Raw genomic sequence first — 26,386 nt, forward strand, 5'->3', positions numbered from 1 at the left:
ATAACAACTCTACCCTAACTTTGCCCAATGATTCAATATGAGAAATTTACCCTTGATAACGGACTAAGGGTATTGGTACACACCGATACGAGTACCCCGATGGCAGTAGTAAATGTTATTTATGATGTAGGTGCAAAAGACGAAAACCCCGAAAAGACAGGCTTTGCACATTTGTTTGAACACCTGATGTTCGGCGGCAGCATCAACATTCCCACCTATGATGAGCCTTTACAGGTGGCAGGCGGCGAAAACAATGCTTTTACCACCAATGATCTTACCAATTATTATTGCCAGTTACCGGCAGAAAATATTGAAACTGCTTTTTGGCTGGAAAGTGACCGTATGTTAAGTCTTGCTTTTGATGCCAAAAGCCTGGATGTACAGCGTAAAGTTGTATGCGAAGAGTTTAAGGAGCACTACATCAATAAACCCTACGGTGATGTTTGGCATAAAATGCGGGAGCTGGCTTACAGCAAACATCCCTACCGCTGGATGACCATAGGCAAAGAATTGAAACACGTGGAAGATGCCACTTTGCAGGATGTAAAGGATTTTTTTTACAAGCATTATACACCGGTAAATGCCATATTGGTAGTTGCAGGCAACATCACTGCAGAAGCGGTAAAAGCGCTGGCAGAAAAATGGTTTGGGCCAATTCCTTCAGGTACAAAATACATTCGCAACTTGCCTGTTGAACCGCCACAAACCGCGCCGAGAACAGCAGAAGTAAAAGCCAATGTACCGATAGATGCCTTGTACAAATGCTGGCACATTTGCTCCCGGCTGGATGACCGCTATTACGTGACCGATTTAATTACAGAAATATTAAGTGGCGGAGGTTCATCCCGTTTATTCCAGGCCCTGGTTAAGGAAAAACAATTGTTCAGCAATATTGAATGTTCACATTCGGGTAGTACGGATGCCGGTTTGTTGAGTATAGAAGGTAAGCTGGTAAAAGGCGTACAAATGAAAGATGCCGAGGCGGCGCTGATGGAAGAAATTTATACCCTTCAGCAAAAAGGCATTACCGAAAAGGAGCTGCAAAAAGTAAAAAACAAAACGGAAAGCAGCCTGGCTTTTGAAGATATGAGCGTGATGAGCCGGGCTACCAATCTGGCGATGTACGAATTACTGGGCGATGCTGAACTGATCAATACTGAGCTAAACAAATACCAGGCTGTTACAACAGAAGAATTGCTGAATGAAAGCAAAGCCATTTTTAATGAAAATAATTGCAGCACGCTGTATTATTATTCCAATAACTAAATAACGTTTCCTGTTGCAGGAACATGAAAAGCACATATTACATGCTAAACAGAACAACGCCGCCCTATATAAAAGATGCCATTGAATTTGACCTTCAGCTGAAACCATACGAAAAAATGGTTCTGGATAACGGGGTTGAAGTGTACGCTATTGATGCCGGCGCCCAGGATGTACTGCAGATGGAAATGATATTTTATGCCGGTAACAGTTTTGAAAGAAGCAATGCGGTTGCCGCTGCCACAAGCTATATGCTAAAAAACGGCACTTCCACCAAAACTGCTTTTGAGTTAAATGAACACTTTGAATATTATGGTGCCTATTGTAACCGGACCTGCAAGCATGAAACAGCGTCGCTGACACTGCACACCTTAACCAAACATTTGAGTGCGGTGCTGCCCGTTGTAACGGAGATGGTTGCCGATTCAATTTTTCCAGAACAAGAGCTGGCCATTTATAAACAAAACAGCAAACAAAAGTTATCCGTCAATCTGCAAAAATGCGATTTTGTTGCCAACCGTTTGATAGATGCTTATGTATTTGGCGAAGATCATCCATATGGTAAATATATTGTAGCTGCAGACTACGATGCACTAACTACCGCACAACTGAAAGAGCATTTCAATCAATATTATTTAAACGGCCACTGTGTAATATTTGTAGCCGGTAAACTGCCCGGCAATTTATTTGATCTATTAAATACACAATTTGGGAAACTAAGTCTGAAACCAGGCGCACTGTTGGTTACGAAGACTATTGTGCCGGCAGCCACAAAAAAATACCGGGTTGTCAACGATTCCGAAGGTGTGCAGGGCGCTATCAGGATTGCCCGCGATTTCCCCAACCGTCACCACCCTGATTTTATGAAGATGATGGTGCTTAACACAGTGTTCGGTGGCTTTTTCGGTTCCAGGTTAATGAGCAATATCAGGGAAGATAAAGGCTATACATACGGCATACACAGCTATGTACAAAACCACCTGCAGGATTCCGCTTTGCTCATTAGCACAGAGGCTGGTAAAGATGTAGCCGAAGCAACCGTGGAAGAAGTGTATAAGGAAATGAAAATATTAAGGGAAGAACTGATTGACGAAGAAGAATTGCTGTTGGTTCGCAACTATCTTATCGGTAGTATTCTTGGCGACCTGGATGGTCCATTCCACATTATTGGCCGCTGGAAAAATATTGTGCTCAATAATTTAGACGAACAGTATTTTTATGATTCGGTAAAAATGATCAAAACCATCCCGGCAGAAGCTTTAAGGGAACTGGCCAATAAATACCTGCAGCCGGAAGCCTTTTATGAGCTGGTTGTTATTTAGAAATAATGGCCTGGAAGTTTGAAGGAAAATGTTATGCAGACGCTTCTCACAGGGTGATTTTTTTAAACATTGGTCAAATTTCACAAGCCTGTTTAGAATTGATAAATAATACTATTATCTTTAAAGGATAAGCGCAGCAAATGAACTTCGTATATAAAATTCTGATTACTACGGTAAACGTTTTTATACTGGCAGCCATTTTACCCGGAGTAGAAATTGTAAATAACAATATTGTAACCGCGGTAATAGTAGCACTGGTACTGGCGGTGCTGGATGCAATAGTAAAACCCTTGCTGATTTTGTTGACATTGCCCGCCACCATTTTGACCCTCGGTCTCTTTTTATTTGTAATCAATGCCTGCATCATTTTACTGGATGCCCATTTTGTACACGGTTTCCAGGTGGATGGTTTCTGGTATGCGTTATTGTTTAGCGTAGTACTTTCCTTCTTTAATTCGTTTGTACACAAGCGGGCTTTTCCTGATCAAAAAAGCAGGTAGTTGCAAAATACAGTTACCTTCTCTCAAACCTCTTTTTTTTATTCGGCCTCAATAAACCATTATTACTTTTAGGCGTTTCAATAGCCTATAAAAAAGCAACTCAATTTTCTTTCACTGGCTGCGAAGGCCCACACCAGACAATAGTTTATCACACTTTCAGATAAATAACAAGCCGGGAAATGTAAAGAAATCATTCATCAAAAAATCAGCCATCAGACATTTCCGTAAAGCGTTTGTGCGCTCACTAACATCCATTAACTTCACGTCCTGATTCATCCACTAAACAAAAGGGTATGCAATTCCATAGAAAAAATTATTCCGGCGAAGAACTTATCAGCCTGTATAAAAATCTGTTGCTCCCGAGAATGATTGAAGAAAAAATGCTGGTATTATTGCGCCAGGGAAAAATTTCTAAATGGTTCAGCGGCATCGGTCAGGAAGCCATCTCCACAGGTGTTACCATGGCATTGCAACCTGATGAATGGATTATGCCCTTGCATAGAAACCTGGGTGTATTTACAACAAGAAAAATGCCGCTGAATAAATTATTTAAACAATGGCAGGGCAGTAAAGGCGGATACAGTAAAGGGCGCGAAAGAAGTTTTCATTTTGGCAGTAAAGAGCACCATATCTGCGGCATGATATCACATCTTGGTCCGCAAATGGCCATTGCTGATGGAGTAGCACTGGCGTATAAATTGTCGGGGAGCGATAAAGTAGCTGTAGCATTTACAGGTGATGGAGGTACCAGCGAAGGTGATTTTCATGAAGCATTAAATGTAGCCGCCGTATGGGATCTGCCGGTAATTTTTGTAATAGAAAACAATGGCTATGGGTTGAGCACACCCGTGAGTGAACAGTACCGTTGTTTCAGCCTGGTAGAAAAAGCCCGTGGTTATGGCATGGAAGGTATTCAGATTGAGGGCAATAATATCCTGGAAGTATACGACACCATCCGGGGGGTAAAAGACTATTGTATCCATAACCAAAAACCTTACCTGGTAGAGTGCATGACTTTCAGGATGCGGGGCCACGAAGAGGCAAGTGGTACTAAATATGTACCAGCGCATTTATTTGATTTGTGGCAGCAAAAAGACCCCATCAAAAATTATGAAGATTACCTGCTGCAACAGGAAGTGTTGACGGAACTAACTATTATGGATATCCGCAATGAATGCAGGGAATATATCGAGAGCGAATTACACACCGGGTATGACTCAACACCTGTTATTGCTGACACAGAAGAAGAACTGGAAGACATTTACGCCTGGCCGGAAAAGAAGCCGGTTTACTTTCAGGAAACGCCCGGTAATACCCATCCTGAAAAACGTTTTATAGACGGGATTAAAGAAGGGTTGTATCAATCAATGCAACAGCATGATAATTTAATATTGATGGGCCAGGACATTGCGGAATATGGCGGCGCTTTTAAAATAACCGAAGGATTAGTAGAAAAATTTGGTAAGGAAAGAGTACGCAATACGCCTATTTGCGAAAGCGCCATTGTAGGTGCAGCGCTTGGTTTATCAATGGAAGGATACAAGGCGATGATGGAAATGCAGTTTGCTGATTTTGTTACCGTGGGCTTTAACCAGGTAGTCAATAACCTGGCAAAAATTCATTACCGCTGGGGACAAAATGCCGATGTGGTAATACGAATGCCAACGGGCGGTGGCGTTGGGGCAGGGCCCTTTCACAGCCAGAGTAATGAGGCGTGGTTTGTACATACACCCGGTTTGAAAGTGGTCTACCCATCCACCCCAATGGATGCCAAAGGGCTGTTAATTGCGGCCATCAACGACCCTAACCCCATATTGTTTTTTGAACACAAAGCTTTGTACAGAAGCATCAGCGGGCTTGTGCCGGAAGCCTATTTTGAAATTGAAATAGGCAAGGCGAGACTGGTACAAACCGGCGGCGACCTCAGCATTATTACTTATGGCGCAGGCGTACACTGGGCGATACAATATGCAAAAGACCATCCCAAATTAGCTGTGTATATTTTGGATTTGCGCACATTATTACCACTGGATTATTCCGCAATCAAAGCTGCGGTACAAGCTACGGGAAAGGCCTTATTGTTGCATGAAGACACGTTAACAGGCGGTATCGGTGGCGAAATAGCCGCCTGGATTGGGGAGCACTGTTTTGAATTTCTCGATGCCCCTGTGATACGCTGCGCAAGTCTTGATACACCCATTCCCTTCAATATTGAACTGGAGAAAAATTTTATGGCCTACAGCCGGTTGCATGAATGTGTGGAGAAACTGATGAATTATTAACGGTAAGGATTGCTGTAAGCATGATATTATTTTATAAGGTCAGGCTAGCTGATTGTATAATTTTATTTGTATGAAACAGTGTATTTTATTTACGGCATTTCTTCTTGCCCTGTATACAGGCAAGTTCAGCTATGCGCAAACGTTGAAAGCTGCAGCTTCTGTAAGAATAATTACTCCCAATCCGTTGTTACCCGTCTCCGGCGGTGTTGGTTTACCCAACGCAGTTACTTCTAAAAAAGGAGACTTGTTTGTGCGGGCTTTGGTATTAGAAAAAGGGGCAACAAGAATTGCCATAGTAAACATTGATAATCTTGGCTGGTCGTCCATCCTGGGTAATAAATCGAGGGCGCTGATAAAAGGGATTACTCCGGCAAACATTCTGATCGGCTGTACGCATACACACAGTGCACCGGATGCCTACGCTTTTCCGGATGAAAAAGGAAAAACCGGAGCCGATTTAAAATACCTTGACTGGTGTACACAACAAATAGCGGATGCTGTAAATGAAGCAGTAAAAAAACTGGCCCCGGCAACGTTAAAAATTGCAGTAGGTGAAGCCAAAGGTAAGATTGCCTACAACTACTATGCTAATGAATTGTATGATCCCCGTTGCGGCGTGATACAGGCGATTGCGGCTGAAGGAAATAATAAAGGAAAACCCATTGCTACGCTTGTAAATTATGCCATACACCCCGAAGTGATTGGTTCGGAGCAGGGCATATTAAGTCCCGATCTCTGCGGTCCTTTGTATGAAAGAATTGAATCTGCTGTTGGAGGTGTTGCATTATTTATGAACAGTGCGCAGGGGGGCATGGTAACGGCAGACAACCGACGTGACATTGGTAAAGAGGCAAACGACTGGCAGGAATGTATACGGATCGGAAATTTGCTGGCGGACGAAGCGCTCCACCTGGTTGGTGCAGCCCCGGAACAAAAAGATCCTGTTTTGTATTGTGCATCCAGGATGATTGAATTTCCGGTAGAGTCGTCCATGATGCAATACATAATTGAAAACTCGCCCTTAAAACATCCGCATGCAAAACCGGGCATTGTCACCGCACAATTAAACCTGCTCAACATAGGCACAGCGCAGATTGTAACAGTTCCCGGCGAAGCACTTCCCAATATTAGCTATTATGTAAAAAGGCATATGAAAACCAGCCATCCTTTTCTTTTCGGCCTTACAAATGATGCCTATGGCTACATATTGAGCAAGGTTGATTTCAACAGTTTTAAACGCTATGATTACATCAGCCAAACATGTCTCGGTGAATTAACCGGCGAAATTTATATGGATGCTGCTTTGAAGCTGATTGCTGAAAGTCCGGCAGCGGAATCAGTAAAATAGGAGGCAGTGTCTTTCTGCACTGTACCACAATTTTTCAAATAATATTGAACTTTAGTCCAAATTGTTTTGCAGCATTTGTAAATAAAATTTGTCACGTTGTTATAGTATTAAATAATAACAACAAAAAACAACCAAGTTTTCTGGTTCTTAAGCAACTCATTTAATGGGTTAATTATCGGAGCCCTTATCTCCTACAAACCAATGCTCTTTATCTTTAAACAACACATTAAATGTGGTAAGCGAACCGTAGCAACGCGTAATGTATTGTTGCATGTTTACTTTTTCTTCATCGCTTAATTTTTTATTACTGTTGATATTCTGTTCCAGCACCCGCAACCTGTCACGCAGCATAACTATCTTATGAAAAAAATCTGCTACCGGAACCTCTTTCGGCTTTAAATTTTTATCAGCTGGCTGCAATAATAAAATGCCGCCAATCCACTTTTCGCCCAGCGGAACTACTTCTGTCATATTCCCCCATAAACGCAATATTTTTAAAAGTGACTTTTCGGTTTCTGAAACTGTCTCCACTTCAACGGTGCAGTTTTCAGGTATAATTTCATCAAGGCTATTGTCAGTTTTATCAATTTCTTTAATGCCATGATGAATAAAGGAGATCATATAAGTTGCGTAACGAACGCCGATAATAACGCCTGGTCCAAATTGAGTATGCTGCAACCGGGTGCCTATGCCAAGGGTAGTTTGATCCATATATTTTTTTTCAAAAATATCATTTTCAGAATAATCAAGGCGTTTCTTTTTTTGCTTCCCCGGTTAACAATTCTTTTTTAAACTGGTAAGATGCATTGAGAATATACTGGTAAAAAACGGCGGTAGAAGTACGTTGCGTAAAATCATAGTCGGGACGGTAGCGAATCATGAAAGTATCCAGCGCTTTACCCTCCAGCCGGGTTATTCTTTTTACCAGCGTTTTATTAAAACGGTAATTGATGTAAGTGTCCTGCTCCTGTTCCAGCAGCCGGTTCTGCATATACTTTAACCGCTTGTTTCTTTTAAAACGAAAGATATTTATGAATTCATCCAGGTCAAGTCCGCCGCCACCGGAATAATCTGAAACCGAAGTGCTGATACCTGGCCGCTGGTAATTGAATATCTTCGCATACTCTTCCCTGTTGGCAATGGAATCTTCTTTAAAACTACGGGTAAACACCCTTACTTCCTTTAAAGTCCGGAATTTTTCTGTTAATCTGATGTGCAGTGAAATATCAAAACTGCCAATATTTTCAATATTCTTTATTGCGAACCTGGCGGTGGGTTTATTATTGTAAATGAAAGTAAGCGAATCTTTGTCGGATGCGCCAATTTCATAATGTCCGCTTGAATCTGTAACAGCGGTCATGCCTCCACTGCTTTTTACCAGTACGTTTTTAACAGGGACCGTTCGGCTCGAATCGTATACCGTACCACTGATAGTTAACTGGGCTGCAACCGACCCAATCATCAGCCAAAAAAAAAGTATACAACAAAGAGTTTTTATAAAATGCTGCAAGAGGATGAAAATTATATAGCGCAATATTACACGAACATAGGCTGTTCCTGTAAAATAACAGGCCTTTTAACTGCGATTTTGCAATTTTAATACTTGTTCAATAACTGTCGGGTAATGTTGATGCTCCAGTAAATGAATTTTTTGTGCCAGTATGCCTGCATCATCTGCTGCATCAATTTTACAGGTTGCCTGATAAATGATGTTGCCATGATCATATAGTTCATCCACATAATGAATGGTAATACCACTTTCTTTTTCGCCTGCCGCAATAACGGCCTCATGTACCTTGCTGCCATACATCCCTTTACCGCCATATTTGGGTAACAGGGCAGGATGAATATTTACAATTTTATTGGGGTAGGCTTTGATTAGTGAGGAGGGGATTTTCCATAAAAAACCAGCGAGTACAATAAATTGTATACCTAGTTTTTTAAATTCACTTATATAATTATCTGAATGAAAAAATTGTTCTTTATCCAGCAGCATTGTATTAATGTGATGTTGTTTTGCAATATCCAGGACACCAGCTCCGGGTTTGTTACAAACAATCAGCGCCACTTTACCTGCTCCAGAATGAGCGTTAAAATAGGCTATAATTTTTTGGGCGTTGCTGCCTGCGCCACTGGCAAAAATGGCTATTAATGGAGGGTCTGGTATTTTTTTACCCGATATTTTGTCCCAGACCTTTACAAGATATCCTTTAAAAAAGGAAAACTGGCCAAACGGAATGCTTACCAGCAGCACACAGACTGGCCATAACAGACTGACCAGTACTATATAAGAAAATATCCAAATCGTTTTCTCTTCAATGGAGGTAATAGCCAGTATTTTTCTTGCTGCAAGCCCGCAAAAGCTTCCTCCTATGGCAAAAGTGAATATAATCAGAATGAGGTTAATGCCATTTACTTTCCAGCGTTGTTGTAGTTTTTGCAGCATCCGGCAAAAATCAATCAAAAAACTGGTAGTTGCTAACCAACCTGCAAAAATTATCAGCAAAAATCTGTTTACAAAAAGATGACAATATGTATTATAAGTGTAAAACAATCCGCTGAAAATCAAGCTGGACGCGGAAAAATTTTTTTTTACAATGTTGATATTATGTGGGTATACTAACTTATTTTTGCACCCACAGAAGGATATTCTTCCACTTAAGCATTCGAATAACTGTATGAGTCGCTATAGAAAAATCTTAACAAAAGTCTTCGCAAGTTTACTTTTCATCGCATTGGTTTCGTCAAGCAAAATAAGTTTCGCCGCTGATGGTGAAGCCTTATTTAAAGCGAACTGTGCCAACTGCCATAAACCGCTGGAAGATTATACAGGTCCGAAATTACAGGGAGCAAGAAGCAGGGAACCGAACCCAACATGGGCATATAAATGGGTAAATAATGTAAATACCATGGTGGAAACAGATCCTTACGCTAAAGGACTCTTAGCCAAATATGGTGCCAAAATGACCCAGTTTAACCTGAAGGAAGAGGAGATAAAAGCGATATTGGATTATGCAGATAATTATAAAGCCCCTGCTGCCCCAACCGCAGGTACAGCAGGTGCTCCGGCCGAAGACAATTCTTTATTATTCGGTATTTTAACGCTGGTACTTGCCGTAATTGCCTTAATATTATTACAGGTGAATAGCAGCCTGCGCAAACTATCAGACGAAAAAGATGGTATCATCCGTACCGAACCTGTTCCTTTTTACCGCAATAAGACTTATATTATGATGGGTGTGCTGGTATTGTTTTGCCTGGGTGGCTACATTACGATTAATGCGGCAATTGGTCTTGGCCGTATGAAAAATTATCAGCCTGAACAACCTATTTACTATTCCCATAAAGTACACGCAGGTACTAACCAAATCAGTTGTTTGTATTGTCACGGTGGCAGCCAGGATAGCAAACATGCAAACATTCCATCTGTAAACGTATGTATGAATTGCCACATGGCAATTAAGGAATACAAAGGGGATCCCATTGTAAGAGAAGACGGCAAATCGGTAAATGGAACAGCTGAAATTCAGAAATTATATCAATATGCAGGATGGAATCCTGACGCGAAAAAATATGATAAGCCGGGTAAAGCTATTGAATGGATAAAAATCCATAACCTGCCTGATCATGTTTATTTCAACCATAGCCAACACGTTAAAGTAGGTAAACAACAGTGCCAAACTTGTCATGGTCCAATACAGGAAATGCCCGAGGTGTACCAGTTTGCTGATTTAAGCATGGGCTGGTGTATCAATTGTCACAGGGAAAGCAAGGTTAATTTTTATAATAAAGAATCTGGCGAAGGCAATAAATTTTACAGCATCTACGAGAAATTTCACAAGGATATCAAAGAAGGCAAACTTGACAGTGTGACGGTAGAAAAAATCGGTGGAACAGAATGTCAAAAATGTCACTATTAGTTTAGCGAGCCTACGGAAAGTTAAGCAGGGAGAAAATGAAGCGCATCTGTAGTCATTTTCAAATTTTCAAATTTTCGAATTTTCAAATTGTATTATGAGTAATAAAAAGTATTGGCAAAGTTTTGGAGAATTAAACGAGTCAGACGCTTTTAAAAAGGCGGCTAAAGATGAATTTAAAGAAAATTTGTTGCCATTAGAAGATCTGGACGATGGTTTGCTGAATGCCAAAGCGCCCCGCAGGGATTTCCTTAAATACTTAGGATTCAGCACTGCCGCAGCAACTATTGCAGCGAGTTGCGAAATGCCTGTTCGCAAAGCCGTGCCATATCTGCGCAAACCAGATGACGTGATTCCGGGTGTTGCCAATTATTACGCTTCAACATATGTCAATGAAGGTGACGTTGTACCAGTATTGGTAAAACAAAGAGATGGCCGCCCTATTAAGATTGAAGGAAATGAAGCTTCTGCTATAACAGGCGGTGGAACCAGTGCCCAGGCACAGGCATCCGTACTGGATTTATATGATACCACACGCTTGCGTTACCCGATGCAGCACGATGGCAAAGATTTTAAAGAAGTAACCTCTTTTGACGCATTTGATAAACTGATTGCAACTGCAATGGGTGCAGTAGCAGCAAAGCCAACAGTAATTCTAACTTCTACTATTACTTCTCCTGTTACACAACAAATAATTACGGAATACCTGGCGAAAAGCCCGGCTGGCAGTAAACATGTCCAGTATGATGCTATTAGCTACAGCGGTATGATATTGGCCAACCAGGCTTGTTATGGAAAAAAGGGTTTGCCCTCTTACCATTTCGATAACGCTAAAGTAATTGTTAGTCTGGGTGCAGATTTTTTAGGAACCTGGTTAAGCCCGGTTGAATTTTCCGGCCAGTATGCCAAAACAAGAAGAATTACAGGCGAAAAGCCTGAAATGAGCCGTCACATTCAGTTTGAAGGCGCATTGAGTTTAACGGGAAGTAATGCCGATGACCGCTATTTACATAAACCTTCTCAAACTGGTGCGATAGCGCTGGCCTTGCTGGCAAAGCTGGGCGGAGCTGTAAGTGCAGCCGCAATAAATGACCCTGCCGTGGCTAAAGGAGTTGATGCCGCAGCTGCAGCTTTAAATGCTAATAAAGGAGCTGGCCTGGTAGTTTGCGGAAGTAACGATGTAAATATTCAGATTATCGTAAATGCTATCAATGAAGCAATTGGTGCAAATGGTAAAACTATTAACTGGGCAGTAACGAGTAACTACCGCCAGGGGATAGACTCAGATATAGTGAAATTGACAGAAGAAATGAATGCTGGCGCAATTGGTGCGTTATTGATATATGAGAGTAACCCGGTGTATACCTATTACGACAGCAAAAAGTTTGCTGATGGTTTAAAGAAAGTTCCTGTTACAGTGTCTTTCAACGGAACAATGAATGAAACCACCGAATTGTGCAAATTCAGTATTCCCTCCAACCACTGGCTGGAAAGCTGGGGTGATAGCGAAGCAAAAACAGGCTTCATCAGTTTACAGCAACCTACAATTAACCCCCTGTTTAAAACAAGACCGTTCCAGGCTTCCTTGTTAAAATGGAGTGGGAATGCTACAGATTACGAAACGTATTTTAAAACATACTGGACTGCCAAAACCGGTTCAGCAGATAATTATGATAGTGCTTTACAATCCGGTTTGATTCAGCCTGTAGCAATGCCCGTTGGCACAGCTACATTTAGCAGTGGTCCGGTAACAGAAGCCGCAGCGAAAATTGCCGCTGTTAAAGGAGGCAATTATGAAGTAGTAATCTATCAAAAAGTTTCAATAGGTAGTGGCAAGCAGGCAAACAACCCCTGGTTGCAGGAAACACCCGATCCGATTTCAAAAGTAACCTGGGACAACTACGCTATTATGAGCCCGGCCATGGCTAAAGCTGTGCTGGCCCTGGATGTAATAGGCAGTCAATACCAGGGAGACGGATACGAAGTACACCCGGAAAAACCAACGGTGAAATTAACAGTCAATGGAAAATCACTGGAGCTACCGGTATTAATATTACCTGGTGTTCATCCAAGTGTAATTGCCGTTGCACTGGGTTACGGCAGAGAAAGTGCGGATAAAAACAGAACCAGTGAATACATAGGGAAATCAGCAGCAGGAGCAGGATTTAATGCTTACCCGCTGGTTGGATTTGATGGTACAGGATTTAGCTATACCGGTGCTGCAGAAATTGCTAAAACCGGCAATACTTATCCGCTTGGACAAACACAGGTTCACGGCTCTTCAGAAAGTCGCCCCGTTATTTACGAAACAAGTCTTGCAAAATTTATTGCCAATCCGGAACAGGTTTGTGCAGAACCAAATGAGGAAAGAGCAAAACTCATTCCTTTCGGTGGAACAGAATATAGAAAAGATGCTACCATATATCCGGACCTGATGGAAGAAAAGCCGGGTATCAAGTGGGGTATGAGCATTGACCTGAATACATGTACCGGTTGCAGCGCTTGCGTGGTAGCTTGTACTGCAGAAAACAATGTGAGTGTGGTAGGTAAAACACAGGTAATGCGGGCACACGAAATGCACTGGTTGCGTATTGACCGTTATTTTACCGGTGATATGAATAATCCGGATGTTGTTTTTCAACCGATGATGTGTCAGCATTGTGATAATGCACCTTGTGAAAACGTTTGCCCGGTAGCAGCTACAAACCATAGCAGTGAAGGGTTAAACCAGATGACTTATAACAGGTGCATCGGTACAAGATATTGCGCCAATAACTGTCCGTTTAAAGTACGTCGGTTTAACTGGCTTGATTTTAATGGTGCTGACAGCTTCCCTGACAATCAGAACCCACTACTGGGAGTAGATCTGAATGATGTAACGCTTCAAATGAATGACGATCTAACTAGGATGGTGTTGAACCCGGATGTAACTGTTCGTTCAAGAGGCGTTATTGAAAAATGTTCATTCTGCGTACAGCGTTTACAGGAAAATAAACTGATTGCAAAAAAAGCAGAAGACCCAACGCTTATCCGCACGGTGAAAACAGCATGTATGCAGGCTTGTCCAACACACGCTATCAGCTTCGGTAATGTACATGATAAAGAAAGCGATGTTTATAAGATCAGGTTCGTTGATCAGAAACACAGAAACTTCTATGTGCTGGAACAACTGCACGTATTGCCGAATGTGAGCTACCTGGCCAAGATTAAAAATTCAGACAGGCACGTGACCAACGAAAAAGAAGAAGGCGAAGAAGAAAAGCATGAAGGTGCAAAAACAGCAGAAAAGGAACACGCATAAAAGATTCACTAATTATCCCAAAGGGGATTTTAGCATGGCTTGACAATAAATAAAACGTAATATCCCCATTACTTCTTTTTTGGAGATTGGGGCAAATTAAAGATACTATGTCATTATTAAAGTACGAATCACAAATCAGGGAACCACTCGTTGATGGTAACAAAAATTACCATCAGGTTACAGAAGACATTATACGTCCGATTGAAATGAAGCCAACCCGTTTATGGTATATTGGTTTTTATATCAGTGTAGCCTTATTATTGTTCGGGGTGTATAGTATTTATCGTGAGGTAACTTATGGTATCGGTCAGTGGAACCTGAACAAAACAATCGGATGGGGTTGGGATATTACCAACTTCGTTTGGTGGGTAGGTATTGGTCATGCCGGAACATTGATCTCTGCGATCCTGCTGTTGTTTCGCCAGGGCTGGAGAACGGGTGTAAACCGTGCCGCTGAAGCAATGACAATTTTTGCTGTAATGTGTGCCGGTCAGTTTCCGATATGGCATATGGGGCGTGTTTGGCTGGCTTTCTTTATCATGCCTTACCCAAATACAAGAGGTCCTTTATGGGTTAACTTTAACTCGCCGCTGTTGTGGGACGTGTTTGCGATCTCTACTTACTTTACGGTATCATTGCTATTCTGGTATTCTGGTTTATTACCTGATCTGGCAACTGTAAGAGACAGGGCTAAAACTAAACTGCGTAAATTATTATATGGTGTAGCATCCTTCGGATGGACAGGCAGTACAAAACACTGGCAGCGTCATGAGTCATTATCACTGGTATTGGCTGGTTTGGCAACACCACTTGTATTGTCGGTGCATACCATTGTATCTTTTGACTTTGCCACTTCAGTAATACCGGGCTGGCACACTACAATCTTTCCTCCCTATTTCGTTGCTGGAGCTATCTTCAGCGGATTTGCCATGGTGCAAACGCTGATGATCATCTTGAGAAAAGTATTTGCTTTGGAAGATTACATTACACTGGGCCATATAGAAGCAATGAATAAAGTAATTGTATTGACAGGTTCTATTGTGGGTATCGCTTATATCACAGAATTATTCATCGCATGGTACGGACAAAATCCTTATGAGTGGTATGCGTTTAAAGAAAACAGGGCTAACCTGTTCAGCCCTTATGGCTGGAGTTATTATTTAATGATGTTCTGTAACGTGGTATCTCCCCAGATGTTCTGGTTTAAAAAATTAAGAAGGAATATTGGTTTTACTTTCTTCATGAGTATCATTGTAAATATTGGTATGTGGTACGAGCGTTTTGTAATCATAGTTACTTCTACTTACAGGGATTACCTTCCATCTTCCTGGAGTACTTACTATAGCCCTTCTATTTATGAGATCGGTTTTTATGTGGGAACTTTCGGATTGTTCTTTACCTGCTTTTTCCTGTTTGCAAAATACTTCCCGGTAATTGCCGTAGCAGAAATTAAGAGTGTATTGAAAACAACCGGCGAAAGTTATAAAATGAAGATGACTGATATAGAAAAAGCAGATGCAGAAAAGTTTTATATAGAAGAGGTTGAACACGCACACTAGAATTAATAATTGATAATTAATAATTAATAATTAACATGGCTGGAGGAATTAAAAAATTTGTAGTTGGGTGTTTTGATGATGAAGCAGTGTTGTTTCCTGCGGTGAAAAATGTTCGCCGTAAGGGTTACAAAATTCATGATGTCTACACTCCGTTTCCTGTACATGGTCTGGATCATGCGATGGGTTTAAGAGAAACCAGTTTGCATACCGCCGGCTTTATATATGGTATTACCGGAACAGCTACTGCATTAACCTGCATCAGCTGGATCTTTACAAAAGACTGGCCGTTGAACATTGGCGGCAAACCACATTTCGCCCTGCCGGCATGGATACCAATTACTTTCGAGTTGACAGTATTGTTTGCGGCGGTAGGTATGGTGCTCACATTTTGCTATCTGTGCCAGCTGTCTCCTTTTGTGAAAAAACATCATTTTCATTTAAGGGCTACTGACGATCTTTTTGTAATGGTAATTGAGTGCACTGATAAAACAAATGATGAAGAAGTGCAGGCTTTTTTAACTGCGGCCGGGGCATCTGAAGTAAATGTACAGGTTGCTGAAACCGGGTGGTGGTTAGGCCGCTACGACAGGGAACAAAAATTATACAGGGAGTTGGAAAAAGGATACTAAAAGACTCGCTTACTTAGTTTTAAAAGATTTACACAGATATTACAACACAGGCAATGAAAAAAAATAATATTCTTATCGTTTTAGCGCTGGCAATAACCGCAGGAGCTGTTATAACAGGTTGTGACAGCAAACGTCAGCCTGGCAAAATTTACATGCCCGACATGGCATATAGCCGGGCTCTTGAAACATACGCTTTGCTAAACGACACAGTATTTACAGATAATCCCGCAAATCCGGGGCATGAAATATTTTATAACCGCAAGCCGGTAGATGGTACCATTCCGGTAGGCGAATTGTTTCCCTACACACTTCCGAATGATAGTAACGGGTATAAGTTAAGTGCTGAAGTAAAAAATCCTTTACCACCCCTGAATAAAAAGGATATGGATGAGGCAGGAAGGTTGTTCAACATCAACTGTGCTGTTTGCCATGGTGCTGGTGGAACCGCCAATGGACCATTATCCACGAAAATCGGGGCAATTGCAAATCTAACAACACCGCCTTATGTTGCTATGGCTGACGGAACTATGTTCCACTCTATCAATTATGGCAAAAATAATATGGGGAGTTACGCTTCTCAATTAAGCAGAAAGCAGCGCTGGATGATTGTACAATATATCAGAACACTACAGCCTAAACCAGAAAGTACAAGCGGGGCAACACCGGCAAAGACTGACAGTACTGCAGCAGTAAAAAAAGCATAGAAAATAAAAGAATTCACTCAAAATAAAGATTAGATGAATCAGTCATTCGAATTACCAGGCAGTTATAAAAAGTGGACGATGGGCCTCATAATCGTTGGTGCGGTTGCGTTGCTGTATGGTTTTATTATGTATCATCCTTTTGGGCATTCAGCAAGAGGTGTAAATGTAAGCGGCACACGCTTTTGGGCTGTGTTGTTGCAAAATAGCGTGTATTGGTTACTGGTAGTAAATGCAGCAATGTTTTTTATAGGAGTAACAACATTGGCAATGGGGGGATGGCAGGTAGCCTTGCGCCGGGTGCCTGAGGCAATATCAAGCGTGGTTCCAGTATTAGGTGTGATTGCATTTTTTATATTAATGGCGATTGTCTGGGGCGGCCACGATGATATTTATCCTTGGGTGAATGAAGCGACTGTAAAGAGTGACAAAATAATAAACGGTAAAAGTGGTTTTTTAAATCCAAAGTTCTTTACCGTCTGGAGCGCTATCACAATCGGTCTTTGGTCATTCCTTGGATATAAAATGCGCTCATTGAGTTTACAGAGTGATCAGGATGGACCAATGGATTATGAAACTGGTAATGCGTGGGTGAAGAAAAATATTTTATGGGCTTCTTTGTTCATCGTTTTCTTCGGCCTAACTGTTGGGTCAACCATTCCATGGCTTTGGTTAATGAGCATTGATGTTCACTGGTACAGTACTATGTTTAGCTGGTACACTTTTGCAAGTACTTTTGTAGCCGGCCTGTCTCTGATTGCTTTATTTGTCGTGTTTCTGAAAAATAATGGTCAGCTGCAATATGTTACCGACGAGCACATACATGATATTGGTAAGTTTATGTTTGCCTTTTCAGTTTTTTGGGCTTACCTGTGGTTTTCACAGTACATGCTGATATGGTACGCCAACATTCCTGAGGAAACGGGCTACTTTAAGATTCGTGTTCAGGGACCATACAGAGGCATATTCTTTTTAAACCTGATACTCAATTTTGGGTGTCCGCTGTTGATCTTAATGAAGAAAAGTTCGAAGCGTAATTATACATTATTAACCTTTATGGCGATATTGATTATTTTTGGACATTGGATAGATTTCTGGCAAATGGTTATGCCAGGCACTATGTATGAAAACGCACAAATAATGCCGTTTGAGTTTGGAATTGCGCTCTTGTTCATCGGTATCATTATGTGGAGAGTTGGCGTTTATTTCAGTACCAATTCGCTGACCGCCAAAAATCATCCTTTCCTTAAAGAAAGCATGATTCACCACGTGTAAATTGATTGAAGAATACCCAACAAATAATATAATTCATAAGAGTAATAATTACTGAAAATAACTTTGAGCATGACACAATTTTTGTTAATAGCGATCGTAGTAATGATATTCGTAGTCATTTTCCAGATTGCGAAAGCCAGTGAATACGTGAGCGTATTAAAGGGAGAAGAGAAGGCACGCAAGCAGACGAATAAGATCAATGCTTTTATGTTGATTTCTTTTTTGATTGTAGGCCTGATAGGTGTTTGGTGGTGCAATGATTTGTTCTTTGGAAGAACGCTATTTCCGCAGGGAGCAGCATCAGAAATGGGCCAGAAAATAGATTTGATGCTTTACATCACTATCGGAGTTACGGGTGTGGTATTTGTAATTACCCAGATTTTATTGTTTTGGTTTGCATTTAAATACCAGGAAAAAGACGATCGTAAAGCCTATTACTTTCCACATAATACCAAACTGGAACTGTTGTGGACAACTGTACCAGCTATATTCCTTACCGTGCTGGTTGTTTTTGGTTTAAAATACTGGTTTAAAATTACCAGTGATGCGCCCAAAGATGCTGTTGTGGTTGAAGTAACCGGTCACCAGTTTGGATGGGAATTCCGGTATCCGGGAGCTGACGGAATTTTAGGGAAAAAAGATTATAAATTGACAAAGGGCGCAAATGGCCTTGGCGTTAACTTCGATGATGAAGCCAGCCATGATGATATTCATGTATCGACCACCATGCACATTCCAGTTAACAGGCCAGTAAAATTTGTAATCAATGCACAGGACGTTATACATGATGTAGGCTTAACTGCTTTCAGAATAAAAATGGATGCTGTACCCGGAATACCAACAACACTTTGGTTCACTCCGTTGTATACTACAGAGGAAATGAAGGTGAGAACCGGTAACCCCAATTACGTATATGAAATCAGTTGCGACCAGATGTGCGGTAAAGGTCACTTTTCAATGAGAGGCGTTATTATCGTTGAAAGCGAAGCAGATTACAAAAAATGGCTGGCTACCCAGGAGCCGGAATACTTTACCATTTTCCCTGATAAAAAACCTAAGACAGATACACCAGCCGTAGCAGACAGCAGTGCGAAACCGGCACCGCTTGCAGCAATGGTTGATAAAAAATAATATTGGTTATCAAAAAATAGTTTAAGAAATGAGTACCACTGCAGTATTACACGGAGAAGATATTCACGCAGCACATGATGCAGCGCATGAACATCACCATCACGAAACATTTATCAGTAAATATGTTTTTAGCCAGGATCACAAGATGATTGCCAAACAATTTCTTATTACGGGAATGATTTGGGCTATCATTGGAGGCTTATTTTCTGTGTTATTCCGTTTGCAACTGGGATACCCGGAATCCACTTTTCCGTGGCTGGAAGATTTACTGGGCCATTGGGCTAAAGGCGGCAAATTGCAGCCCGAGTTTTACTATGCGCTGGTAACAATGCATGGTACCATTTTGGTGTTTTTTGTTTTAACCGCAGGATTGAGCGGAACTTTTGCCAACTTTTTAATTCCATTACAGATTGGTGCAAGAGACATGGCTTCGCCGATGCTTAATATGCTTAGCTATTGGTTTTTCTTTACCGCTTCTATTATCATGTTTGCTTCTTTATTTGTGCAAACAGGTCCTGCATCGGGTGGATGGACAATTTATCCTCCCCTTAGTGCATTGGGTGATGCTTCAAGTGGTTCCAAAATTGGTATGGATCTTTGGCTTGCAAGCATGGCTATGTTTATTGTTAGTTCGTTGTTGGGTGGGCTTAATTATATCTCTACTATTCTAAACCTGCGTACCAAAGGTATGAGTATGACAAGAATGCCATTGACAATATGGGCGATTTTATTTACCGCCATCCTTGGGGTGTTATCTTTCCCTGTATTATTGTCCGGTGCTATTTTACTGTTGTTCGACAGAAATTTGGGTACCAGCTTTTTCTTAAGTGATATAGTTGTTAACGGAAAAATATTGCCTAACGAAGGTGGTAGTGCTATTTTGTTCCAGCATTTATTCTGGTTCCTTGGCCATCCTGAAGTGTACATTATCATCTTACCTGCGATGGGTATTTCTTCAGAAGTAATGTCAGTAAATTCCAGGAAACCTATCTTTGGTTACATGGCGATGGTAGGCTCTATGTTTGCTATTGCAATCCTTGCTTTTCTTGTTTGGGCGCATCATATGTTTGTAACGGGATTGAACCCTTTCCTGGGAGCATTCTTTGTATTACTTACATTGTTAATTGCCGTGCCATCAGCGATTAAGGTATTTAACTGGCTTACTACTTTGTGGCGGGGAAATATCAGGTTTACAGTTGGTATGTTATTCTCTATTGGCTTCGTAAGTATGTTTATCTCCGGCGGTTTAACAGGTATTTTCCTGGGTAACTCATCGTTGGATATCCATTTACATGATACCTATTTTATCATTGCGCACTTTCATATTGTAATGGGTGTGGCCGGTTTCTTCGGTATGTTTGCCGGGGTATACCACTGGTTCCCTAAAATGTACGGCAGGTTCCTGAATTCAACATTGGGATATATCCATTTTTGGGTTACTTTGATTGGGGCCTATTTAATATTCTGGCCAATGCACTACGAGGGTTTGGCCGGTATGCCACGTCGTTACTATGATTTCAGCGGATGGGAATCATTCAAAATGTTTGCGGAATTAAACCAGTTTATCAGCTTTGTATCGATACTTGTGTTTGCCGCACAATTGCTGTTTGTGTTTAACTTTTTTTACAGCATATTTAAAGGAAGAAGAGTTACCAGCGAAAATCCATGGGGTTCAAATACGTTGGAATGGACCACTCCAGTCAATGCAGGGCATGGTAACTGGCCTGGCGAAATTCCTGAAGTTTACCGTGGTGCATATGACTATGGTAAAGATGGAAGAGACTTTATTCCACAGACTGAACCTGTTGGTGAAAATGAAAGTCACCACTAATAAAGTAGCAATAGCGGGATAACACGGTTATTTATAGATCTCTTGTTTTATGTATCGCTGCCTATTTTTGAAATATTTATAAAAGTTCATTTAAAATAGTATCCTTCTGGTCGAACTTGTTGGAAAAAAGAGGGTAAGGCATATGTCGAAGGAAAATACAACTATAGCCAATTCAACATCGTTTGCGCTGGCAGCCAAAGTGAAAGATTATTTTCAGCTAATCAAATTCACTTTGAGTTTCATGGTGGTATTTAGTACGGTTGTAAGTTTTTTGATTGCACCCAATGAATTGTATTATGTGCGGTCAAAAGTAATATCAGTTCTTTTACTTTTTATTGGTGGTATGCTAATCACAGGATCAGCCAACGCAATTAACCAGGTGCTTGAAAAAAGTACCGATGCAATAATGAAACGCACTGCCAGCAGACCAGTAGCCAGTGGCAGAATGCACGCCAATGAGGCAACAGTTTTTGCAGTGATAACAGGCATCATCGGAATTTTTATTTTGTGGTACTTTTTTAATTACCAGTGCGCCCTTGTGGGTTTATTTAGTTTATTGCTGTACGGGTTTATTTATACGCCGTTAAAAAAAATTAACTCGATAGCTGTTCTGGTTGGAGCAATACCTGGAGCACTGCCCTGTTTGATAGGCTGGGTGGCGGCTACAGGAGATTTTAGCATTGGGGGATGGATATTGTTTGGCATCCAGTTTTTATGGCAGTTTCCGCATTTTTGGGCAATTGCCTGGCTTGCGCACCAGGATTATACAACAGCAGGATTTAAATTGTTACCCGGCGATAAAGGACCAACAAAATTTACCGCATTGCAAACCATCATTTACAGCGCAATGATGATTCCCTTTGGTTTGTTGCCTTATTTTGCAGGCATTACAAATACAGGCACACGCGGAATTGTTTGTACGGCTATACTGTTTGTTTGCAATTTATGGATGGTATATGTAAGCATATTATTGTTTAAGAAAATGGATTTAAAGAGCGCAAGAAAAGTGATGTTCAGTTCTTACTTTTATCTGATGATTGTGTTGCTGGCATTGCTGGTTGGAAGAGCGTAATTTGATTCGGAACTTACGTCGTCAGCTTTAAAAGAATACAGTTTTCTTCAGCATAAGGTATTTTTGTTTGAATTGGGTTTAGTAAAAAACAGCAGATGAGTACAGTGGTAATGGAGCAAAAAAAACGAATACATCCACATAAGTTTACACTTTGGGTTGGCCTTGCAAGCATTATTATGATGTTTGCTGGTTTTACAAGTGCTTATATAATAAAGCGCAATCAGGCAAACTGGGTTACATTTGACTTGCCCGGAGTATTCTGGTATTCAACTGCAGTCATTATTATCAGCAGTGTTACCTTGTGGCTGGCTCAGAAGGCTTTTAAAAACCGTGAAATGATCCAATACCGGAAACTGTTGGTTGGTACTTTGGTATTGGGAGTTCTTTTTATAGTATTGCAGATTATCGGTTTCAGGCAACTGTATGTTAACGGCATGACGTTGAAGACGAATGTGTCATTTTCATTTTTATATGTTATCGTCGGTCTGCATGCAGTTCATGTGTTGGGTGGAATCATTGCTTTGATGATTATGTTTGCAAAAGCGTTTAATAAAAAGGTTAGAAACTATGATATGGTACCGGTGGAAGTAATGAGTACTTACTGGCACTTTGTTGATTTTTTATGGATTTATTTATTGGTATTTTTGATACTGATCAAATAACACGATGCGGAAATAAGATTAGAATAGCAGTTTTTCAAATAACATAAAGTTTTATTAATGTCTACAGTAGCAGTACAACAAGGAACAAAATGGTGGAGTGGCGGAAAAAGCCCCTTCAATGCCAGCTATGGTAAGGTGATGATGTGGTATTTTTTAATGAGCGATGCCTTTACATTTGGCGCATTTTTGATCAGCTATGGAACCATTCGTTTTAGCCAGAATCATTGGGTTGATCCTAACCATGTGTTCAATTCATTTCCATTTGCGGGACATGCTAATTTGCCCCTGGCTTTTGTAAGTTTAATGACCTTTATTTTGATTGCCAGTTCGGTTACGATGGTATTGGCAGTGCACGAGGGACATAAAATGAACAGGCTGGGTGTTGAAAAATATATGCTTTGGACCATTCTGGGAGGTATCTGCTTTCTTAGTTGCCAGGCTTGGGAATGGACGCATTTACTTACAGGACAACATGAAGTATTGGTTAACGGGCATCTTGAATTGTGGAATACAACTGTTTCTCATAATCCATTCGGACCGGAAGTAATGTTTAACGGAAAAGAAGTCGCGACACCAGGCCCCATTGCCTTTGGTAGTTATTTCTTCGAAATTACCGGCTTCCATGGTTTCCACGTTTTTAGTGGCGTTGTGATCAATATTGTGATGTACATTAAAACCAGAATGAAGCATTTTGAATTAAGAGGTCATTATGAAATGATCGAAAAGGCCGGATTGTACTGGCACTTTGTAGACTTGGTTTGGGTATTCGTGTTTCTTTGTTTTTATCTTATCTAATTTATTTATCCGTAACAACAACAATTGAATTTTCAATAAATAAAAAATTATGTCAGCATCAGTCACGTCTTCAGAAATATCTTTTCACCCGGAGCATGCGGATAATACCAAAGCCATCTGGAGAACTTTTTGGATACTATCATTTTTAACAATTGTAGAATTAACCATAGGGCTGGTAATTTACAACATACATAAGGGAGAGCATCCCAATGCTACACTGGTATTGGCTTTTAAAGGAATGGTGTGTATTTTAACGCTGGCAAAGGCGTACTATATTGTTTCCGTGTTTATGCATTTGGGTGACGAGGTGAGGAATATGATTATGACCATCATTGTACCTTTGTGTTTGTTTGTATGGTTTATTGCTGCTTTTTTATGGGATGGTACCAGCTGGAAAAACCTTAAAAACCGGTATAACAGGGTAGACGTTAACCAGACAGAACAGGTAGCTCCGGCAGCAAAAGAAAAAGGGGCGAAAGACTAGTTTGCAAACTGAATAAAATTATAATAAACCATCGTTCCATTTATATGAGCGATGGTTTTTTGTTATAAAAAGAGGAGAAAAAAGATATGAATAAGCGGGCGGTACTCGGATTAATGCTGGCAATTATACTGCCTCTGGCAGGATATTATATTGTAAAATTTTATGGCGAATCGGCAACGCAAATGCCGCATCGTTATTTTTTTGACAGCGTTGTTATCAGCACCAATAACGGTAAACAAACCATCGATACTATCTGGCACCAGGCAAGTAATATCAGCCTTACTAACCAGTTGGGAAAACAAGTAACGTTTGATGATCTGAAAGGGAAAATTTTAGTAATTGATTTTTTCTTCACCCGCTGCCCCTCCATTTGTCCCAGGATGGCAAAAGCCATGAAACGCCTGCAGAATTCTTTTATTAACAGCAACGATAGCATCGTACAGTTTATTTCGGTTAGTATAGATCCCGAACATGACTCGGTAACACAGTTAAGAAATTTTGCCAACCGTTATACATCCAATCACGACAGCTGGTGGTTTGTTACCGGCAACAAAAAACAGATTTACGACTTTGCACTAAATGAAATAAAGGCAAGTGTTGCCGATGTAAATGTCGACACAGCCTTTGTTCATACAGAAAATTTTTTCCTGCTGGATAAAAACAGGGTGGTAAGGGGATGGTACAATGGGCTTGATACAATAGCACAGGCGAGACTGGTAAGGGATATTCCTCTGCTGATGCTGGAAAAGAATAAGAAAAAAACGTTTAAAGAATTTTTGAAAGAGTTGTTTGGGCGGAGTTAAAAATGACCCGGCACTTGCAATAAGATGCAGAAAAATTATCTAAGTATACAGAAAAAGAAATGAGATGACTCCAGAACTATTTCCTCCCTCGATGGAAAAAAACGATACAAGAGCAAAGACATTTATATGGATTGTTTCTGTTGTAGTATTTGCTGCCGTTGCTTTTTTAGCCAAATTTAAACTATCGGTTGACCTTGGGTTTAACCTGCATTTTTTTGCGCAATTAAATGCCATCATCAATTCTGCAGTAGCCATTTTATTGATAGCCGGCCTGGTAGCAGTAAAGCAGCGAAACTACCAGCTGCATAAAAAAATTATGCTGGCTGCCATCATTTTATCAGTATTGTTTTTGGTTTCTTATATCTGTCACCACTTACTGGCAGGCGATACCAAATTTGGCGATCTCAATCATGATGGTATTTTAAGCGAAGGAGAAAAATCAGCTGCCGGCAACTTGCGTATTTTTTATTACATCATACTGATAACACATATACCTTTGGCTGCAATTATTTTGCCTTTTATTTTATTTACAGCTTACAGGTCGTTAATTGGTGAATACGAACAACATAAAAAACTGGCGAGAATTACCTGGCCTGTTTGGCTGTATGTAGCAATAACCGGTGTGTTGGTCTATGTAATGATCAGTCCGTATTATAGTTAGGGAAGAAATCGTTCATCTTTATTAGTAAAGAATAAGAATAAGCCTTAACAATTTCTTCTTTTAGCCTGGGGTCTGTACTACTTTTTTATTGTTAAGTTTGGGTTGTAAAGCAAAATATTGTCTATGCAGGAAGATATCATTGTTCAGATTATGGCTAAACTGAAGGATATCCGTAAAGAAAAAAACATCACTTTACAGGAGCTTGCCGAGTCAGCGGGCGTAACAAAAGGGATGCTTAGCCAGGTGGAAAATAATCGCACTATCCCTTCTCTCACTGTTTTTTTGAGCATCATTAAATCGATGCACATTGACATCAATGATTTTTTTACCGATTTTAATACGCCTCAAAGCAGCAAAGTAATTTTTAAAAAAGCAGCGCAATACCATCCCTTCGAAAAAGAAAACACGGTGGGTTTTCATTACCAGCGCATCATGTCTTCTACGATTGAGCAATACCATGTAGACTTTGTTTTGCTAACCCTGATGCCCGATGCTCAGAGGGCATCAGTACAAACAGATGCCTTTGAATTTAAGTATATCTTAAAAGGAAAAGTAGAATATACCATCGGTGAAGAAGTATTTTTAATGGAGGCAGGGGACTCGATTTTTTTTGACGCAACAGAGCCACATAACCCCAGGAATGTAGGAAACACAGAAGCCCAGCTACTCGTATTATATATATTCAACACACCCAAATAGAAAGCGCCTGCTTAATATAAACTCCCCCGTAAGTTTACCTTCATTAAACATTTTAGAAAAAATATTGCCATAAGTTTACTTTAACTTAACTTAGAGACAACAATTTGTTAAAACTGCACGCATATTTTTGTCACCTAAACTAAAAACTGTT

At 40.6% G+C, this 26,386-nt stretch carries 23 protein-coding genes; 20 read left to right on the forward strand and 3 right to left on the reverse strand.

The window, feature by feature from the left end; all coding sequences use genetic code 11:
* Nucleotides 1-27 precede the first annotated feature (27 nt).
* The 5 genes from JWR61_RS08610 to JWR61_RS08630 all read left to right on the forward strand — a co-directional run bounded on the left by JWR61_RS08610 (nt 28) and on the right by JWR61_RS08630 (nt 6,715).
* Nucleotides 28-1,266, forward strand: coding sequence for a pitrilysin family protein (locus JWR61_RS08610; RefSeq protein WP_301927438.1), 1,239 nt, complete (start codon nt 28-30; stop codon nt 1,264-1,266).
* A gap of 41 nt (nt 1,267-1,307) precedes the next feature.
* Nucleotides 1,308-2,585, forward strand: a complete 1,278-nt coding sequence (locus tag JWR61_RS08615) for a pitrilysin family protein (protein ID WP_301927439.1) — start codon at nt 1,308-1,310, stop codon at nt 2,583-2,585.
* Between the two features lie 140 nt (nt 2,586-2,725).
* Entirely contained in the window at nt 2,726-3,085 is a 360-nt protein-coding gene (locus tag JWR61_RS08620; RefSeq protein ID WP_301927440.1) for a phage holin family protein, read from the forward strand.
* 293 nt (nt 3,086-3,378) lie between these two features.
* Entirely contained in the window at nt 3,379-5,367 is a 1,989-nt protein-coding gene (locus JWR61_RS08625) for a dehydrogenase E1 component subunit alpha/beta (RefSeq protein WP_301927441.1), read from the forward strand.
* Between the two features lie 70 nt (nt 5,368-5,437).
* Nucleotides 5,438-6,715: a hypothetical protein gene (locus tag JWR61_RS08630; RefSeq protein WP_301927442.1), complete on the forward strand. Its 1,278-nt coding sequence runs from the start codon at nt 5,438-5,440 to the stop codon at nt 6,713-6,715.
* 168 nt (nt 6,716-6,883) lie between these two features.
* Here the strand turns inward: JWR61_RS08630 and JWR61_RS08635 are convergent, their stop codons facing one another.
* The 3 genes from JWR61_RS08635 to JWR61_RS08645 form a co-directional block, all read right to left on the reverse strand.
* Complete coding sequence (locus JWR61_RS08635; RefSeq protein WP_301927443.1) at nt 6,884-7,426, reverse strand: hypothetical protein; 543 nt, start codon at nt 7,424-7,426, stop codon at nt 6,884-6,886.
* A gap of 34 nt (nt 7,427-7,460) precedes the next feature.
* The gene (locus JWR61_RS08640; RefSeq protein ID WP_290340937.1) at nt 7,461-8,177 is read right to left on the reverse strand and encodes a hypothetical protein; all 717 of its coding nucleotides are present in this window, start codon (nt 8,175-8,177) and stop codon (nt 7,461-7,463) included.
* Between the two features lie 114 nt (nt 8,178-8,291).
* Nucleotides 8,292-9,221 carry a phosphoribosylglycinamide formyltransferase gene (locus tag JWR61_RS08645; protein WP_301927444.1) on the reverse strand — a complete coding sequence of 310 codons (930 nt, stop codon included), beginning with the start codon at nt 9,219-9,221 and terminating at the stop codon, nt 8,292-8,294.
* Nucleotides 9,222-9,393: 172 nt separating this feature from the next.
* Between JWR61_RS08645 and JWR61_RS08650 the strand changes: the two genes are divergently transcribed.
* From JWR61_RS08650 to JWR61_RS08720, 15 genes are all read left to right on the forward strand, one after another.
* On the forward strand, nt 9,394-10,635 hold the full coding sequence (locus JWR61_RS08650; RefSeq protein ID WP_290340932.1) for a c-type cytochrome: 1,242 nt from the start codon (nt 9,394-9,396) through the stop codon (nt 10,633-10,635).
* A 94-nt stretch (nt 10,636-10,729) separates the two neighbouring features.
* Nucleotides 10,730-13,933: a TAT-variant-translocated molybdopterin oxidoreductase gene (locus tag JWR61_RS08655; protein WP_301927445.1), complete on the forward strand. Its 3,204-nt coding sequence runs from the start codon at nt 10,730-10,732 to the stop codon at nt 13,931-13,933.
* Between the two features lie 107 nt (nt 13,934-14,040).
* A complete protein-coding gene (gene nrfD / locus JWR61_RS08660) occupies nt 14,041-15,492 on the forward strand; it encodes an NrfD/PsrC family molybdoenzyme membrane anchor subunit (RefSeq protein WP_290340927.1) in 1,452 nt (483 codons plus the stop codon).
* 35 nt (nt 15,493-15,527) lie between these two features.
* The gene (locus JWR61_RS08665) at nt 15,528-16,121 is read left to right on the forward strand and encodes a DUF3341 domain-containing protein (protein ID WP_290340925.1); all 594 of its coding nucleotides are present in this window, start codon (nt 15,528-15,530) and stop codon (nt 16,119-16,121) included.
* 53 nt (nt 16,122-16,174) lie between these two features.
* Entirely contained in the window at nt 16,175-16,825 is a 651-nt protein-coding gene (locus tag JWR61_RS08670) for a cytochrome c (protein ID WP_301927446.1), read from the forward strand.
* A 33-nt stretch (nt 16,826-16,858) separates the two neighbouring features.
* On the forward strand, nt 16,859-18,097 hold the full coding sequence (locus JWR61_RS08675) for a quinol:cytochrome C oxidoreductase (RefSeq protein WP_301927447.1): 1,239 nt from the start codon (nt 16,859-16,861) through the stop codon (nt 18,095-18,097).
* A gap of 69 nt (nt 18,098-18,166) precedes the next feature.
* On the forward strand, nt 18,167-19,228 hold the full coding sequence (locus JWR61_RS08680) for a cytochrome c oxidase subunit II (RefSeq protein WP_301927448.1): 1,062 nt from the start codon (nt 18,167-18,169) through the stop codon (nt 19,226-19,228).
* Between the two features lie 28 nt (nt 19,229-19,256).
* Entirely contained in the window at nt 19,257-21,059 is a 1,803-nt protein-coding gene (locus tag JWR61_RS08685) for a cbb3-type cytochrome c oxidase subunit I (RefSeq protein ID WP_290340917.1), read from the forward strand.
* Between the two features lie 142 nt (nt 21,060-21,201).
* Nucleotides 21,202-22,131 (forward strand): heme o synthase, encoded by a 930-nt coding sequence (gene cyoE, locus JWR61_RS08690; RefSeq protein WP_290340914.1) that lies wholly within the window; start codon nt 21,202-21,204, stop codon nt 22,129-22,131.
* A gap of 95 nt (nt 22,132-22,226) precedes the next feature.
* On the forward strand, nt 22,227-22,793 hold the full coding sequence (locus JWR61_RS08695; protein WP_290340912.1) for a cytochrome c oxidase subunit 3: 567 nt from the start codon (nt 22,227-22,229) through the stop codon (nt 22,791-22,793).
* Between the two features lie 57 nt (nt 22,794-22,850).
* Entirely contained in the window at nt 22,851-23,588 is a 738-nt protein-coding gene (locus tag JWR61_RS08700; RefSeq protein ID WP_290340910.1) for a cytochrome c oxidase subunit 3, read from the forward strand.
* A 49-nt stretch (nt 23,589-23,637) separates the two neighbouring features.
* Nucleotides 23,638-24,072 carry a cytochrome C oxidase subunit IV family protein gene (locus tag JWR61_RS08705; protein ID WP_290340908.1) on the forward strand — a complete coding sequence of 145 codons (435 nt, stop codon included), beginning with the start codon at nt 23,638-23,640 and terminating at the stop codon, nt 24,070-24,072.
* Nucleotides 24,073-24,158: 86 nt separating this feature from the next.
* A complete protein-coding gene (locus tag JWR61_RS08710; protein ID WP_301927449.1) occupies nt 24,159-24,875 on the forward strand; it encodes an SCO family protein in 717 nt (238 codons plus the stop codon).
* A 64-nt stretch (nt 24,876-24,939) separates the two neighbouring features.
* Entirely contained in the window at nt 24,940-25,536 is a 597-nt protein-coding gene (locus JWR61_RS08715) for a DUF420 domain-containing protein (protein ID WP_301927450.1), read from the forward strand.
* A gap of 123 nt (nt 25,537-25,659) precedes the next feature.
* Nucleotides 25,660-26,235 (forward strand): helix-turn-helix domain-containing protein, encoded by a 576-nt coding sequence (locus JWR61_RS08720; protein ID WP_290340901.1) that lies wholly within the window; start codon nt 25,660-25,662, stop codon nt 26,233-26,235.
* Nucleotides 26,236-26,386: the final 151 nt, after the last annotated feature.

The sequence above is a fragment of the Ferruginibacter sp. genome, assembly GCF_028288465.1.
GTDB lineage: Bacteria > Bacteroidota > Bacteroidia > Chitinophagales > Chitinophagaceae > Ferruginibacter.

What these genes read in the sequence shown, in the direction of transcription:
- cyoE (WP_290340914.1), top strand. Translation starts at nt 21,202, where the DNA reads ATGTCGAAGGAAAATACAACTATAGCCAATTCAACATCGTTTGCGCTG.
- JWR61_RS08680 (WP_301927448.1), top strand. Translation starts at nt 18,167, where the DNA reads ATGACACAATTTTTGTTAATAGCGATCGTAGTAATGATATTCGTAGTC.
- JWR61_RS08670 (WP_301927446.1), top strand. Translation starts at nt 16,175, where the DNA reads ATGAAAAAAAATAATATTCTTATCGTTTTAGCGCTGGCAATAACCGCA.
- JWR61_RS08630 (WP_301927442.1), top strand. Translation starts at nt 5,438, where the DNA reads ATGAAACAGTGTATTTTATTTACGGCATTTCTTCTTGCCCTGTATACA.
- JWR61_RS08625 (WP_301927441.1), top strand. Translation starts at nt 3,379, where the DNA reads ATGCAATTCCATAGAAAAAATTATTCCGGCGAAGAACTTATCAGCCTG.
- JWR61_RS08705 (WP_290340908.1), top strand. Translation starts at nt 23,638, where the DNA reads ATGTCAGCATCAGTCACGTCTTCAGAAATATCTTTTCACCCGGAGCAT.
- JWR61_RS08685 (WP_290340917.1), top strand. Translation starts at nt 19,257, where the DNA reads ATGAGTACCACTGCAGTATTACACGGAGAAGATATTCACGCAGCACAT.
- JWR61_RS08620 (WP_301927440.1), top strand. Translation starts at nt 2,726, where the DNA reads ATGAACTTCGTATATAAAATTCTGATTACTACGGTAAACGTTTTTATA.
- JWR61_RS08610 (WP_301927438.1), top strand. Translation starts at nt 28, where the DNA reads ATGATTCAATATGAGAAATTTACCCTTGATAACGGACTAAGGGTATTG.
- nrfD (WP_290340927.1), top strand. Translation starts at nt 14,041, where the DNA reads ATGTCATTATTAAAGTACGAATCACAAATCAGGGAACCACTCGTTGAT.
- JWR61_RS08715 (WP_301927450.1), top strand. Translation starts at nt 24,940, where the DNA reads ATGACTCCAGAACTATTTCCTCCCTCGATGGAAAAAAACGATACAAGA.
- JWR61_RS08710 (WP_301927449.1), top strand. Translation starts at nt 24,159, where the DNA reads ATGAATAAGCGGGCGGTACTCGGATTAATGCTGGCAATTATACTGCCT.
- JWR61_RS08665 (WP_290340925.1), top strand. Translation starts at nt 15,528, where the DNA reads ATGGCTGGAGGAATTAAAAAATTTGTAGTTGGGTGTTTTGATGATGAA.
- JWR61_RS08695 (WP_290340912.1), top strand. Translation starts at nt 22,227, where the DNA reads ATGAGTACAGTGGTAATGGAGCAAAAAAAACGAATACATCCACATAAG.
- JWR61_RS08720 (WP_290340901.1), top strand. Translation starts at nt 25,660, where the DNA reads ATGCAGGAAGATATCATTGTTCAGATTATGGCTAAACTGAAGGATATC.
- JWR61_RS08615 (WP_301927439.1), top strand. Translation starts at nt 1,308, where the DNA reads ATGCTAAACAGAACAACGCCGCCCTATATAAAAGATGCCATTGAATTT.
- JWR61_RS08640 (WP_290340937.1), bottom strand. Translation starts at nt 8,177, where the DNA reads ATGATTGGGTCGGTTGCAGCCCAGTTAACTATCAGTGGTACGGTATAC.
- JWR61_RS08700 (WP_290340910.1), top strand. Translation starts at nt 22,851, where the DNA reads ATGTCTACAGTAGCAGTACAACAAGGAACAAAATGGTGGAGTGGCGGA.
- JWR61_RS08655 (WP_301927445.1), top strand. Translation starts at nt 10,730, where the DNA reads ATGAGTAATAAAAAGTATTGGCAAAGTTTTGGAGAATTAAACGAGTCA.
- JWR61_RS08635 (WP_301927443.1), bottom strand. Translation starts at nt 7,426, where the DNA reads ATGGATCAAACTACCCTTGGCATAGGCACCCGGTTGCAGCATACTCAA.
- JWR61_RS08650 (WP_290340932.1), top strand. Translation starts at nt 9,394, where the DNA reads ATGAGTCGCTATAGAAAAATCTTAACAAAAGTCTTCGCAAGTTTACTT.
- JWR61_RS08675 (WP_301927447.1), top strand. Translation starts at nt 16,859, where the DNA reads ATGAATCAGTCATTCGAATTACCAGGCAGTTATAAAAAGTGGACGATG.